A 13,797-nucleotide genomic window follows, 5' to 3' on the forward strand; every position below is an offset into this window, starting at 1 on the left:
GCCACCTTTTTGCCTTTATCAGCGAGCCCAAAACATTGATATCGGGCTTGAAGCGCCGATTATAATCTTTTTTTTAGTTTGATTCAGTAGTTGCAACACTTTTTATCGTATTTAGTCGCACACCTAAAATGAACAAGGCTACAAAGTACACAAAAGCAGCAAGTGCCAATAACCCCGTCAATAGCACTACCTGCTCACTAAAGTGCCATGTTTTCCACGCAAATTGCTGGCCAACATACCACACTGAAGCAGCCATTAATAAACTTGAAAACAAACACTTAAAGGTAAAGCTAAGGCTCATCGCAGAAAACTGATAGACGCCATCTTTACGTAATTGATGATACAACAAATAGGCATTACAACTGGCCGACATCGCGGTTGCTAACGCTAACCCCAAATAGCCAATAAAGGGGGCCAACATAATGTTAAACACCATATTTAACACCAGTGTTTTAATACCTATTTTTACAGGGGTTTTAGTATCTTGACGTGAATAAAAACCCGGTGCTAACACCTTGATTAGCATAAAGCTAACCAATCCTACCGAGTAGGCCATCACTCCATAACTAACCGCTTTTACATGATCAACTTCACCATCCTGAAACGCGCCATGGTCAAATAAAACCGTAATAATGAGCGGGCTAATCACCATTAAACCAAACATGGCAGGCAAGCCTAAGAAAATAACAAAGCGCACACCCCAATCAAGGGTTAGCTGGAAATCTTTTGTGCTATTAGTGCTATGTAACTTAGATAATGCGGGCAAAATGACTGTCGCGATACCAATACCAAATAAGCCAAGAGGAAACTCAATTAAACGGTCTGAGTAGTAAAGCCACGCGATAGAGCCGGTCATCAACATCGAGGCAATCATGGTGTCGAGTAACAAGTTTATTTGGCTTATCGAAACACCAAACAAGGCAGGTAGCATGAGCTTTCGAACTTTCTTAACGTTTTCATCTTGCCAGCCCCATTTAGGGCGGCTCAACATACGGGCACGGTACAAAAATGGCAACTGAAACAGTAACTGTACTAAGCCCCCCACAAACACGCCAATGGCAAGTGCGTATGCCCCTACCGAAAATTTATCGTGTAGAAAAACAGCACACGTGATAATTGATACATTCAACAGCACAGGCGTAAATGCAGCCACAGCAAAGCGATTATAGACGTTCATAACCGCACCGCTCAGGGCAACCAGACTCACAAAAAACAAATAAGGGAAAGTCAGCTTTAGCAGCGCACTGGCCAGTACGAACTTTTCGGCATTTTCGCCTCCTTGCCACCAATCGATAAACCAACCGGTACCAAATAATGCTGCGATGACTGGAGAGGCAACCACCCCAAACAGGGTGACAATCAATAAAATGGTGCCTAAGGTGCCGGCTGCTTGAGCCACAAACAACCTCACCTTATCGTCACCTTGTTGCTCTTTTATCTCAGATAAAACCGGTACAAAAGCTTGGGCAAAAGCTCCTTCAGCAAACAAACGTCTTAAAAAGTTAGGAATTCGATTGGCAAATAAAAACACATCGGCTGCGGCACTGGCCCCAAGCAGATTAGCCACAACAGCATCTCGTACTAACCCTAAAACACGTGAAATCATTGTCATTGCACTAACAATCATTCCAGAACGAAATAATCCTTTTGCCACCTTAAACCCATTATCAAAAAACCTTTAAGATGGGCGATTATGCCTAAAATATCTTTAAAGCACTAGGCTCGAACCCGACCCTTTGTTACAATGGCGATATTAACTGCTAAAGCGGCAAATTGATGTTCGTTATAAGGAGCAGTTTTTCTTGAGATGTCAAATTTTCGTTGACATTCATGATAAAAACAGGCATATTCCACGGCCTTTAAATTAAGCTTATTTTAAGATTGTTAGGAGCAAACCTTGGCTAACATCAAGTCTGCAAAAAAACGCGCTATTACGAGCGAAAAAAATCGTCAACATAACGCAAGCCGTCGTTCAATGATGCGCACTTACTTCAAAAAAGTAGTTGCTGCAATTGAAGCGGGCGACAAAGAAGCTGCACAAGCAGCATTCGCTGTTGCAACACCTATCCTAGACCGTTACGCAACTAAAGGTCTTATCCACAAGAACAAAGCAGCTCGTCATAAGAGCCGTTTAGCAGCTAAAATCAAAGCGCTATAATTTGTTTTTGATGAATATAAAAAAACCGGCTTATGCCGGTTTTTTTTATCTGTAATTTAACAAGGCACGTTTTCACTATGCCTCATTAAACCAGTTAGCTAGACAATTTCGAGTTCTGGGTAAAACTTTTTCAGCATGGCGGCAATTTTCTTAGGTGTGAAAGGTTTTACTACAAACCCTTTAGCGCCCTTCTCAATCGCTTCTTTAACGTTTTCGACCGTTGAATGAGCCGAAACCATCACAACATTCGCTTCAGGCGAAATTTCGTTGATTTGCGAGATAATCTCTTTGCCGTCACCATCGGGTAATTCAATATCTAAGAAGATAATATTGAACTCTTTTTCTTTACATGCGCTTAAACACTGCGCGGCCGTAGAAGCCTCACGCACATTATCGATACCTAGGTGCATCAATGTTTGATTTAAAAAACTGCGAACTGTGCCTACGTCGTCCACAATAAGAATTGAAAGCTGCGTATCCATACTATTCCTCTTAAACTATGAAGATAAACACTCATTGCACTGAAGAGTGTAACGCATTTAAGCTATAAGTGATTTGAATTTGACTATTATATCAAAAACTTCGTTATAATCTCATTATAGAGACCTATGTTTAAAAGGCCAGATAAGCTTTATGTCTAACAAAATAAAAAAACAATCTTTACTTGGTAAAGCACCTGCACGAAAGAAACCAACGCAAGCAAAACGCCAAAGACCCTTAAATCAACAACAAGCGCGCGCACAAGCTGGGCAACAAGCCGCACCTGAAGTCGAACTTAAAAAAAGCAAAACACGTTGGTATACACTTGCCGCGGTTGTATTAATTCTACTAATTACGCCAAAGCCCGTGCTAATCACTTATGAAAAGCTTGGCATGGTCTCACAAAGTGTATTTTGGCCTGGCGTATTTGGCTATGGTGCAAACTTATTTGATTCAACCCTGAGCCCCCGCGCAGACCTTAGCCGCAACGTTATTTACCTATGCCAAGATAAGCGTAACCCAGACACCTGTCAGAAGTATCGTGTGACAGAACAAAGTGGATTTTTTGCTGCCATGAAAAAACTAATAATGGATTAAAAAATCTAATCCGAAAATTAAAAATTACTTGGTTGAAAGCTGTGTAAAAGATCACCATAATGGCGCTCCTTTTTCAACACAGACACGATCAGATACGACCATGCTAAACGAGCTAGATTGGCTTTTAAACTTAACGTTACTTGCACTAGGATTAGGTGCATTTTTTATTAACCAGCTTACATTACTGCGTTTTGCGGCGATTAGCGCGTGTAGTTTATTATTTTTATCGTTTAGTTTAGATCTCATGTCATCGAGCGTTATCTCAAATATGAGCTTGGTGTTGATCAATACATTTTATTTATTCAAGGTCTACACATTTGGCCAGTTGAATATCAATCAAGGTTAATCTTCTCCTAAGATAAATTGATAGAATAGGCTATCCCATCTATCAGCTTTTATGCCCGAGCAGCCCTCTGCTTGGGCTTTTTTTTACTTACAAAATAATTGAACTGAGATACCATAAACGGCGTATATATACCCAAGCCACCTCAAGATGCAGAATTCAGCGTTTCACAGGTGCTTAATATCAAGGCGTTACTTTGCAAGAATGGTAGTCCCTTTTAAGAAGTAACAACGATGAGAGTGAGTGCCTGTGAAACGCCCGGAGGGTTGGTTTAAAAGGGATTTATACTGCGTTATTGATTTTAACAATAGAACCACTATTATTTGCAATCAATGCCTTGCCTAAATCGCTTTTAATTCCAACTGAAACTCGCACCTTGAGATGGTTTGGGTATAGAAAATTTTGGGGTACATTATGTCATTAAACGACTTCGACTTATTTCTTTCATCAATGGAAGACGTAAAACCTCTCAAACATGACACTGTTCAATTTGATTCTACAAAACTAGGCCCTTCTTTAGCTCAGCAAGAAAAACGCAAAGCAGCTGAGTGTGATTTAGCAATTGACGAGAATTATTTACGCAGTGAATTCGTTGAGCTATTAGATCCCCATGCAATACTGGCATTCAAAAAAGATGGCGTACAAGGCCAAGTATACAAAAACCTTCGTTTAGCTAAGTATCAACTCGATGCCACACTTGATTTGCATGGCCAACCTCTCAATCGAGCTCGCAGTACGTTATTTAATTTTATAGATGACTGCCACAAACGAAATATTCGTGTCGTGCTTATTCGTCATGGGATTGGCATCAAAAACAAATCTCAACCGGGCATATTAAAGAGCTACACCAATAAGTGGCTGCAAGAAATTCCAGCGGTTTTAGCCTTTCATAGCGCCCTTAAGCATCATGGTGGTAGCGGTGCAACGTATGTGATGATTAAAAAGTCAGACGAGAAGAAACACGAGAACAGAGAAATCCATTCAAAAAGAAGTTAAGAGAATAAAGGATTAAAGTGCAGCATCAATACATGCTGCACATACTAATTGTGATTGGTTGGTTATGATTGGCTAACTTCAATAACCTGAGCTGGCTGATCTGATGCATTCGCTTGATTAAACCATGCTGAAACACCAAGAACAATTACTGACACTACGACTAGACTAAATTTAGCTCCACCTTGATTAGATTTCATAACGCCTCTTTTTTATTATTGTTTTTTTATTGAGCAACAACAGCATAGCAAAGTTACAGATGTTAACAAGGTGTATATTAAACTAATTTGTAATGTGTCAATAACCTTTTGTTCTATCAACCTGATTTATTAGACTTTCACCTTCAATTAACCTTTTGACATTACCCGCGATTTGCAGCGTCACAGTCTCTAAATCTGACAATGCAGCACAGTGAGGTGTTAAGGTCACCTTTTCATGAAACCAATAAGGATGCACCTTAGGTAAAGGCTCTTCGCTGAACACATCAAGGGTAGCGCCACGTAATTGCTCACTATCAAGTGCCTCGAGCAAATCTTCATCGACAACATGCTTGCCTCTGGCAACATTAATAAGCACCGCATGATTTTGCAATTTACTTAGCAGTGATTTGTTAATGATACCCTGAGTGTGTTGGTTAAGTGGCAACAAGCACACGAGATAATCAATTTGACCAAGCATGTCATCTAATCCCTGCTGTGTATAATAGGTATTTACTTCAGCGTCGTGTTTTTCACTTTTAGACCAAGCACTCACTTTAAAGCCATTCGCGAGTAAACGCTTTGCACAGGCTTTACCTAGTTCGCCATAACCTAAGATACCCACATGTTGATGTGAATACGCTCGCTTTGGCTTCCACATGCAGGCTGATTGTTTTAAATAATATTCTTTAAGTCTAAGCTTGTGTGCTAATACATGGCTCAACACATACTCTGCCATATCATTAGCAAGGTTATCATCAACAATTCTAACAACGGGAACATGCGCTGCTACCTTCGTTAAGTCGATGCTATCAACGCCTGCACCAAATGAAGAAACCGCTTTTAAATTTACCAACTTAGGCCATAAATCAGCGGGGGCATTCCAAGCAAGTACAAACTCAACAGCTTCATAATCAGTGCACTCAGACCAAAGCTGCACGTCAACCTCTGGTAGTAACGCTTGTAATCGAGCAATTAATTGGCTGCAATCTCGACCTGTTACAGCTACAAGTAAAATCATTGTCTTCTCCATTTTGCCTCGTACTCGAAGCGCTCTTTAAAAAGTCACACAACTGCAACCTAACTGTCACAGCGAACTCTTACCCTAACCTCATCGCTGAATGCGTTTATGTTTGAGGTTTGTATGATCAGTGTTGATAAAGTAATAGAAGCAAATTTACCACAGTTAGAAAATTCACCAAAAGTAAAAGGCTTAGTAAAGAAAGGCCTGGGTTATTTATTACATGAGCAAGAGTTTGTTGCCTTTGGTGATGCATACCCACACTTACAAGGACTTGAATTTGTAGAGCAAGTACTTGATGAGCTTGACTTTGACACGCGCTACAAGCCAAAGCAAATGGAACATATTCCTAGTGAAGGCAATATCGTCATCGTGGCTAACCACCCTATTGGTTCACTCGATGCATTAGCGCTGATAAAAGTATTATCAAGTGTGCGCCCTGATTTAAAAGTCGTTGCAAACCGCATGCTGATGTCTATCACTCCCATGCACTCGTTACTCCTTCCCGTAGATAACCTATCAGGAACGAGTAAAAAGAAAGAGCTGGCTAATATCCAACAGCACTTAAAATCAGACGGTGCGTTATTAATTTTCCCAGCAGGTGAGGTATCGCGCTTAAGTCCAACGGGAATTAAAGACTGTAAATGGAACAGTGGCTTTTTACGTATGGCAAAAAAAGCCAACGCACCTATTTTGCCTATTTACATCAAAGCGAAAAACAGCCCGTTATTTTACGGCACCTCAATGATCTATAAACCATTAGCCAGTTTGCTATTAGTCAAAGAGATGTTTAAACAACGACAAAAATCATTAGAGTTTGAAATTGGCGCATCTATCCCACCTGAGTCATATTTAATCGAGAATTTAAAAGATAAAGAGATAGCTCAGCTGATAAGAAAACAGTTGTATCGACTTATCACTAAAAAACCTCTGCCGTTAAAAACGCAAACTCCCATTGCTAGCCCAGAAGCAACGAAAGACCTTAAAAAAGCCATTGAAGAGTGTGAATTATTAGGTGAAACCTCTGATGGTATGAAAATTTACTTATACCAATACTGTGGTAGCTCACCGATTTTCCGTGAGCTAGGACGACTTCGTGAAATTGCGTTTCGTGCAGTCGGTGAAGGCAGTGGTAAACGCCGTGATATAGATAAATACGACATGGATTATCAACACCTTGTACTTTGGGATGCTAAACAACTTGAACTAGTTGGCGCATACCGACTTGCCTGCGCACAAGACATTATAAAAAAACATGGCCGCAAAGGTTTATACACCGATAGCCTATTTAGCTACAGCGATGCTATGACGCCGTATTTTGAAAAAGGCATTGAGCTTGGTCGCAGCTTCGTGCAACCCAAATACTGGGGTAGAAAAAGCCTAGATTATTTATGGTTTGGCATCGGCGCATTTGTGAACCGATACCCGCAATACCGCTATTTGTTTGGCGCAGTCAGCGTGTCTAACGCACTCCCTGAGCAAGCAAAATCACTCCTCGTTCATTATTACCAACATTATTATGGTGCTAAACAAGTGTTAGCTATCCCCAATAATGAATATCGCCATACCGAATCACAAAAAGAACAATGTGCTCAGTTATTTGCTGGGGATGACATTAAAGAAGACTTTGTTGAACTTAAGCATGTACTTGCCAATATTGGCGCGCAAGTCCCTACCTTATTCAAACAATACACGGAGCTTTGCGAACCTGGTGGCGTACAGTTTTTAAGTTTTAGCATCGACCCTGAGTTTAATAACTGCATTGATGGATTAGTGCTTGTCGACTTAGATAAAGTAAAAGCGAGTAAGGCCAAACGGTACTTAGGACAGGCACGAGAATAGTCGTTATAAAATAACTAAAAGGAAAAAGTCGGCATATTCGCCGACTTTTTCATTTTTAACTAAATATATTTCTAAGCGCAGCTGAATATATTTGCTCAATGGTGATTAAGTCTGCGATTGGGACATGCTCATTAACTTGATGAATGGTATGGTTTCTCACGCCACATTCAATCACCTGAGTATGCTCATTAGCAAAAAAGCGGCCATCAGATGTGCCACCACTAGTACTAAGCATCGGAAAGCTGCCAGTGATTTCATGCACGGCTTGTTCAAGCTGCTGCAACAAGCAATTGCTGGCTTGATGCAAGGTATAAAATGATTCGCACGGGCGCTCCCAAACAAGCGTTAGCTGGGATGCTAAATCTGCCAACGCAAACTGAATTTCTTCTTTAACGTCTTTACTTTTGTAGCCATGACTATAACGCACGTTAAACGTTAGCTCACACTGAGCAGGAACAAGATTATCCACCACATTGGCTATATTAATGCCAGTTACTTGTAGTGTTGTTGCCGAACCGGCTTCATCTTTGTGCCAGCTAATTGCCGTTAAGCGCTTTACAACCTCTGCACTTAAATGTGCTGCGTTTATGGTGTTTTCAGGATAAGCAACATGCCCAGCTTTACCTTGAATAGATAATCGAGCCGACAACGCCCCCCGTCTGCCATTTTTAATGGTATCACCCACATGCAAATGACTCGTCGGTTCGCCAACTAGGCAACCATCAAGCACAACACCTTGTTTAGCTAGACGCTCGGCAATCAATAAGGAGCCGTATTCAGCCTCACCTTCTTCATCTGAGGTAATTAACCAGTAGAATGTGCCGCGTTTATTGCTCTTTTGCGCTAAAAAACGCTTTGTTGCGCAAAGCATAGCAGCAACACCGCCTTTCATATCTGCTGCGCCACGGCCATAGACACTGCCATCGACTATCTCGCCACTAAAAGGATCAACTCGCCAATCACCCTGCGCAGCGGGTACCACATCAATATGACCAGAAAAAGCAACGATAGGGCCTTCACCAAAGGTGATTTTAGCAATTAAATTAGTAACATGATTAAAGCTAAATACCTCACAATCAAAGCCGAGCTGGCTTAAATTACTTTCAAGCCAATCAATTGCCCCCGCTTGAGCAGGTGTGACCGATTTAAATCGGAGCAAGGTTTGTAATGTTTCAACCACCTCAGATTGCACCGACAGGTGCGTTACTAACTCTGCATTTGATATCAAACTCATAATAACCCTAGTCAGTTAGAAAGCTAGGGTTATTACAACGAGAGTTTATGACCGCAGTGTGAAACTTAAATTAATGATTTCCTTCTTCAATAAGTGTTTCTTGGGTCACCTTGGCTATGTCTTTATCTTCTTTGGTTAATTGTGTTCGTTGCCAACGACCTGCTGCGAACCAAAGATAAGTAATGATTGCCACAAGTACATTGGTGATAGCAAAGGAATACCATATGCCCTGTGGTCCCAGTGAAGTATGCTTAGACAAAATATACGCGGCAGGAAATTGAATAACACATTGCGAAAGCAGTGACACTACCATCGCATTTAGCATGTTTCCTGAAGCCCTAAATGCAGCGACTACGCAAAGCTGCACGCCTATCCCGCCCCAAGTTAAGCACATGACACGAATAAACTCTGCACCACCAGCAATCACAGACTCATCATCAGGAATGAAAAAAGCCACCAAGTATTCAGCAAACAAATAAGCAATCACGCCCACGGATGTCAGGCCTAGTAACCCCCAAAGCGAGGCTAAGCGTGTTATTTGTGCCGCACGCTGCGGGTTTCCTGCTCCCATGTTTTGACCCACCAAGGTCGAAACAGCCATTGAAAGGCCCATTGCAGGGATCATCACCATTTGCAAAATATTAGAGCCAACACCATAAGAAGCAATGGTGTGCGTACCAAAGCTGGCAACCAAAAACGACATTATGATTAAACCAAATGCTCTCGCTGAAAGCTCAACCGAGCCTGGTGCCCCTAAAAAGAAGGCTTGCTTCATATATTGCCAGTCAGGTTTAAAGCTTGAGAGTTTAAGTTGAATTCCATGACGCCCCCGCAAAAATACCCATACTCCAATTGCAGCCGCTAAGCTTTGCGTGATAAGTGTGGCTAATGCAGCGCCCATTACACCAAACCCAGAGAAATTACCAAACCCAAAAATCAGTAAAGGGTCGAGTACAAAATTGAGTAATACAGTACCGCTTACTATATACAGTGGCACTTTGGTTTGCCCGATACCACGCATTAAGGCTTGGAACATGGCATAAATAAACACAAACACAACACCAATAAAGGATACATGCATAAATTTAAGGGCATCACCAAACACTTGCTCTTCAACGCCTAACAAAGTCAAAAAGTATGGCGATAACACATAACCTGCTAAACCAAGCATCGAAGCCGTAAGCGTCACCATCAACATGGTTTGCGCAGCAACATGATTAACCTTATCTTGCAGGCCAGCTCCCATGTACTGAGCAGATAAAATAGCCCCCGCCATCGCTAAACCTGAACCAATTGCAATCACTAAAAAAGTAACAGGCATACTGACAGAAACGGCAGCTACTTGCTCCGCCCCTAAGCGCCCTACCCAAAATGCATCTGTTAATTGATAAGCAGACTGCAAAATATTGATTAAGATGATCGGGATACCTAATTTAAGTAACGCTTTTGAAATCGAGCCATGAAGAAATAAATGCTGAGGATCAGCCATGAAAAACACCTAATAAGCAAACAACACCCTTAGTTTAACAGCCGTAGCTGAATATAGAGTCAATAACAGTCAATCTTTTTTTCGCCGTACCTGTTTAAAAACTTAATCTAAATCAATAAATGACTTCACTGTGTTCAAACATTTTTGAAACTTTGATCTAGAACAGGTTTTGTCCGCTGCAACTTGGTAATAATAGCCTCAACCAAATCAGACAAGTAGTTCGCGGAGAACAACATGAAAACTAAATTAAGCATTGCATTACTTACTTCACTATTAGCACTCTCTCCTGTTGCAAACGCAAACTTAAGCGTGAACGTAGGTGCAATTAATGTAAACCCTGATAACGACAGCTCAAAAATCAATGAAGCGCCAACGTTAGGCCTAAGTGCGGATGATGATACTCAGCTAGGTATTACTGTAGATTACGCGCTTGATGACAACTGGGTAATTGAATTAGTAGCAGCAACACCATTTAGTCATGATGTTCAAGGCGCAGGTGGTTTAGCTGGTAACAAAATCGCGACTATCAAGCATTTACCACCAACACTTTTAGCGCAATACCACTTTTTAGACTCAACGTATAAGTTCCGTCCATTTGTGGGTGTAGGTCTTAACTATACAACTTTCTTTGATGAGCAACCTTCTGCGGCTTTAAAAGCAACACTAGGTACTGACGATGTAGAAGTTAAACTAGATGACTCTTTCGGCATTGCAGCTCAAGCAGGTTTTAACTACATGATGAGTGAAAACTGGGGTCTGCATGGCATGGTTTCACTTATTGATATCGAAACTGACGCAACTGTTTATGCAGACGGTGCAAAAGCGCTAACTTCAACAGTAAAAATTGACCCAGTTGTTGCTATGTTCGGTGTGAAATACAAATTCTAACTTTCATTTTGTGAAAGCCCATACGCACAAAAAGGCCATTTATTGGCCTTTTTTATTTTCGCTCGCTTCCTAATACCAAATTGCTATTTATCTAAATTCTAAGACAAATTCCTCCAACCAATAAAATTGAACTACACTTACTTACTAAGCTACACCTTTATTATTGGTTATTAAGTCGCCAGTATAAAATATCGTCGAAACAATGCCAAAGAGCAGGCAATATCTGAATTTTCAGAGCTGGTCAATTGTTGTCCCTATTAGCCAGCAATTATAAAATAACCATAATAATTTTGACGTATAGAATGTAAATTGCGTGATAACGAGGGGCGTTAGTTGAAAATATTTTTTAATTCTTTAGTTCTGCTTACGTGTCTTAATTTAACAGCATGTAAGGTAAAAGACCCGAACGAAGATAAACCAGATGAGCAAACGCAGGTCGCAATCAGCGATCGCGAAAAGCTGCTTGCGGGTAGTGCAAATATTTCTTTTACGATCACCGATGAAAATCAAACACCTCTTAGCAATATCAGTGTTACCTTAGCAGGGCAAACCTATCAGTCTGATAGCGATGGTACAATAAGTATTAGTAACCTTGCTTATGGCAATCATGCGATTATGGTTGAGCAAGCGGGATATTTTCCGCGAGCAAGTATTGTCGTAAATCAACCTGACTCATCAACAAAGACAGTTCAACTCCAAACTAAAGCATCGAGCAGTAAAAGCCTTTTATTTGCTGGCGATACTATGTTTGGCCGTCGTTATTTAGATCCCAATTTAAAAACCATGGGCACGTCTATTCCCGATGTAACTGATGCCTTGATCCACCCAGATACCGCAGGAGCAGACAGCATTGCAATTACTGCGGATGTCGCAGCGTTATTTCAAAATGCTGACTTTGCGTCTGTAAATTTAGAGTCGCCAGTGACGACTAATCCTGCAACCGTCCATCCAACCAAAGAGTTTAGCTTTTTTAGTCTACCAGACTCACTGCTAGGGCTCACTGAGATAGGCATAGATTATGTTGGTCTTGGTAATAACCATATCTACGATTACTTGCAATCCGGCTTAGAAGATACCCTCATTGAAGTAAGCAATGCAGGTTTACTTCATAGCGGTGCAGGTCTTGATGAGAGTCAAGCAATGACTACCGTCAGTAAAACGCTCGATAATGTAACTCTGGTGTTATTTGCCGCTACCTCAATTACTGGTGAAGAACATGAATATAGTTATATTGCTGATTTAACAAAAGGCGGGGCCGCAAATTTAACCAACTCGGATACCGTTAAATCATCATTAGAAGAACAGGATTCTTCGCAATTTATCATTGCCCAAATGCATGGTGGAGATGAATACACCTACTCTCCTTCAAGCTATATTGGCAGCCGCTTTGAAGCATTATCAAAACAAAATACAGATCTCCTTATTGCTCATCACCCTCATGTGGCACAAGGTTTTGCTGTTTATAACGATATTCCAGCAGTGCTGGGGTTGGGTAACTTTGTCTTTGATCAACCACGCCTTGATACCTTACTCGGTGTTGCAGTAATGATCGATTTAAATACCAATACGCAAACCGTCAACCGGGCTTTTGCTTATCCTATTTTTGTTGAAGATTATAAACCACGGTTCACAACAGGATTTCTAACTCACTACTTATTAAGACGCCTTGCTGAGTTTTCTGATGACAATATCACTTTAATTCCTCGTGATAATTATGGTGAAGTCTATTTCAGCCAAAACCAAGCAACACAGAGTACAACTGACGTTACGATTGAGGTAGATGGCAGCAGCGACATTATTGACTTACGACAATACAGTCCTTCATCGGCGGCATTTTTATCATCAATAGAAGTAACCAGCGGCGAGCTCAGCAGTGCGGTATTTGGACGCGATATAATGGTGTTTGGCGATTTTGAAGATTGGGATAACGACAGCGAAGCATTTGAAGTGAGCCGCTGGGATCATACCAGTGACAGTGTATTTCCATGTACAGATAAACCTTATGCAGGCATACAAGCGCTGTGCTCTAGTAGAGATGAGTTCGATAATACGCCATCGATAATACCGTTTAGACACACAATGCGAGTGATGGAACTCACAGATGAAAATGGCGATCCACTACTGAGTAAAGACTTCTCTTTTTATGGTTATTTACAAGCAGAAAACGGTGGAAAAATTGATGCGCTTTTGAGTTATACAACCGAAATTGACGACCTTACTTTTTCACAGCATAAAATTGATGTAAGTGAAGGGGGTGATCAAGCATGGCACGCTTTTAGCCATGACTTTAGTTTACCGTCAGATGAATTCACTTTAGGACCAAAAGAACTTCCACCAAGGGGCGTAAAACTACAATTTAGGCATTACGCACCAAGTACAGGTGAAGCAATCTCTCGCTTAGATAATGTTGCACTAATTAGCTGGCAAGATGCTATCAGCTTAGATAATGGACTATGGCAAACCGAGAAAATGCACGGTTTTGACTTTTTAAAGATCTCAGCAAGTAATGATACGAATGTAAAACTTACATTCACAATACTTGATTAAGGAGGAGA

The 13,797-nt window shown here is 41.0% G+C and carries 13 protein-coding genes; 7 read left to right on the forward strand and 6 right to left on the reverse strand.

Annotated elements, in window-relative coordinates; genetic code table 11:
• Positions 1–73 precede the first annotated feature (73 nt).
• The gene (gene murJ / locus NH153_RS01230) at positions 74–1,654 is read right to left on the reverse strand and encodes a murein biosynthesis integral membrane protein MurJ (protein WP_267894572.1); all 1,581 of its coding nucleotides are present in this window, start codon (positions 1,652–1,654) and stop codon (positions 74–76) included.
• 243 nt (positions 1,655–1,897) lie between these two features.
• Here murJ and rpsT point away from each other — a divergent pair, with 243 nt between their 5' ends.
• Positions 1,898–2,158 carry a 30S ribosomal protein S20 gene (rpsT, locus tag NH153_RS01235; protein ID WP_036967030.1) on the forward strand — a complete coding sequence of 87 codons (261 nt, stop codon included), beginning with the start codon at positions 1,898–1,900 and terminating at the stop codon, positions 2,156–2,158.
• Between the two features lie 98 nt (positions 2,159–2,256).
• Here rpsT and NH153_RS01240 read toward each other — a convergent pair whose 3' ends face one another.
• A complete protein-coding gene (locus NH153_RS01240; protein ID WP_054561914.1) occupies positions 2,257–2,640 on the reverse strand; it encodes a response regulator in 384 nt (127 codons plus the stop codon).
• A gap of 151 nt (positions 2,641–2,791) precedes the next feature.
• Here NH153_RS01240 and NH153_RS01245 point away from each other — a divergent pair, with 151 nt between their 5' ends.
• The 3 genes from NH153_RS01245 to smrA all read left to right on the forward strand — a co-directional run bounded on the left by NH153_RS01245 (position 2,792) and on the right by smrA (position 4,574).
• Positions 2,792–3,235 (forward strand): hypothetical protein, encoded by a 444-nt coding sequence (locus NH153_RS01245; RefSeq protein WP_063700200.1) that lies wholly within the window; start codon positions 2,792–2,794, stop codon positions 3,233–3,235.
• A gap of 100 nt (positions 3,236–3,335) precedes the next feature.
• Positions 3,336–3,581 (forward strand): hypothetical protein, encoded by a 246-nt coding sequence (locus NH153_RS01250; RefSeq protein ID WP_054551958.1) that lies wholly within the window; start codon positions 3,336–3,338, stop codon positions 3,579–3,581.
• Between the two features lie 411 nt (positions 3,582–3,992).
• Positions 3,993–4,574 (forward strand): DNA endonuclease SmrA, encoded by a 582-nt coding sequence (smrA, locus tag NH153_RS01255; protein WP_063700202.1) that lies wholly within the window; start codon positions 3,993–3,995, stop codon positions 4,572–4,574.
• A gap of 62 nt (positions 4,575–4,636) precedes the next feature.
• Here the strand turns inward: smrA and NH153_RS21990 are convergent, their stop codons facing one another.
• Both NH153_RS21990 and NH153_RS01260 read right to left on the reverse strand, forming a co-directional pair.
• On the reverse strand, positions 4,637–4,771 hold the full coding sequence (locus tag NH153_RS21990; RefSeq protein WP_267894573.1) for a hypothetical protein: 135 nt from the start codon (positions 4,769–4,771) through the stop codon (positions 4,637–4,639).
• Between the two features lie 97 nt (positions 4,772–4,868).
• Positions 4,869–5,789 carry a 2-hydroxyacid dehydrogenase gene (locus NH153_RS01260; RefSeq protein ID WP_063700204.1) on the reverse strand — a complete coding sequence of 307 codons (921 nt, stop codon included), beginning with the start codon at positions 5,787–5,789 and terminating at the stop codon, positions 4,869–4,871.
• Positions 5,790–5,912: 123 nt separating this feature from the next.
• Here NH153_RS01260 and olsF point away from each other — a divergent pair, with 123 nt between their 5' ends.
• Positions 5,913–7,631 carry a bifunctional ornithine lipid synthase OlsF gene (olsF, locus tag NH153_RS01265; protein ID WP_063700207.1) on the forward strand — a complete coding sequence of 573 codons (1,719 nt, stop codon included), beginning with the start codon at positions 5,913–5,915 and terminating at the stop codon, positions 7,629–7,631.
• A 55-nt stretch (positions 7,632–7,686) separates the two neighbouring features.
• Here olsF and dapE read toward each other — a convergent pair whose 3' ends face one another.
• Positions 7,687–8,865: a succinyl-diaminopimelate desuccinylase gene (gene dapE, locus NH153_RS01270; protein WP_063700209.1), complete on the reverse strand. Its 1,179-nt coding sequence runs from the start codon at positions 8,863–8,865 to the stop codon at positions 7,687–7,689.
• A 70-nt stretch (positions 8,866–8,935) separates the two neighbouring features.
• The gene (locus NH153_RS01275) at positions 8,936–10,354 is read right to left on the reverse strand and encodes an MATE family efflux transporter (RefSeq protein WP_063700212.1); all 1,419 of its coding nucleotides are present in this window, start codon (positions 10,352–10,354) and stop codon (positions 8,936–8,938) included.
• A 234-nt stretch (positions 10,355–10,588) separates the two neighbouring features.
• On the opposite strand from NH153_RS01275, the gene NH153_RS01280 reads away from it, so the two are divergent.
• Both NH153_RS01280 and NH153_RS01285 read left to right on the forward strand, forming a co-directional pair.
• Positions 10,589–11,242 carry an OmpW/AlkL family protein gene (locus NH153_RS01280; RefSeq protein ID WP_063700214.1) on the forward strand — a complete coding sequence of 218 codons (654 nt, stop codon included), beginning with the start codon at positions 10,589–10,591 and terminating at the stop codon, positions 11,240–11,242.
• 333 nt (positions 11,243–11,575) lie between these two features.
• Positions 11,576–13,789: a CapA family protein gene (locus NH153_RS01285; RefSeq protein ID WP_082873954.1), complete on the forward strand. Its 2,214-nt coding sequence runs from the start codon at positions 11,576–11,578 to the stop codon at positions 13,787–13,789.
• Positions 13,790–13,797: the final 8 nt, after the last annotated feature.

Origin of the sequence: Pseudoalteromonas gelatinilytica, from assembly GCF_001641615.1 — a bacterium.
In the GTDB taxonomy this organism is placed as follows: Bacteria; Pseudomonadota; Gammaproteobacteria; order Enterobacterales; family Alteromonadaceae; genus Pseudoalteromonas; species Pseudoalteromonas gelatinilytica.

Coding starts and splice junctions, on each gene's coding strand:
- NH153_RS01245 (WP_063700200.1), top strand. CDS start 2,792: ATGTCTAACAAAATAAAAAAACAATCTTTACTTGGTAAAGCACCTGCA.
- dapE (WP_063700209.1), bottom strand. CDS start 8,865: ATGAGTTTGATATCAAATGCAGAGTTAGTAACGCACCTGTCGGTGCAA.
- olsF (WP_063700207.1), top strand. CDS start 5,913: ATGATCAGTGTTGATAAAGTAATAGAAGCAAATTTACCACAGTTAGAA.
- NH153_RS01280 (WP_063700214.1), top strand. CDS start 10,589: ATGAAAACTAAATTAAGCATTGCATTACTTACTTCACTATTAGCACTC.
- NH153_RS01240 (WP_054561914.1), bottom strand. CDS start 2,640: ATGGATACGCAGCTTTCAATTCTTATTGTGGACGACGTAGGCACAGTT.
- NH153_RS01275 (WP_063700212.1), bottom strand. CDS start 10,354: ATGGCTGATCCTCAGCATTTATTTCTTCATGGCTCGATTTCAAAAGCG.
- smrA (WP_063700202.1), top strand. CDS start 3,993: ATGTCATTAAACGACTTCGACTTATTTCTTTCATCAATGGAAGACGTA.
- NH153_RS01250 (WP_054551958.1), top strand. CDS start 3,336: ATGCTAAACGAGCTAGATTGGCTTTTAAACTTAACGTTACTTGCACTA.
- NH153_RS21990 (WP_267894573.1), bottom strand. CDS start 4,771: ATGAAATCTAATCAAGGTGGAGCTAAATTTAGTCTAGTCGTAGTGTCA.
- NH153_RS01260 (WP_063700204.1), bottom strand. CDS start 5,789: ATGATTTTACTTGTAGCTGTAACAGGTCGAGATTGCAGCCAATTAATT.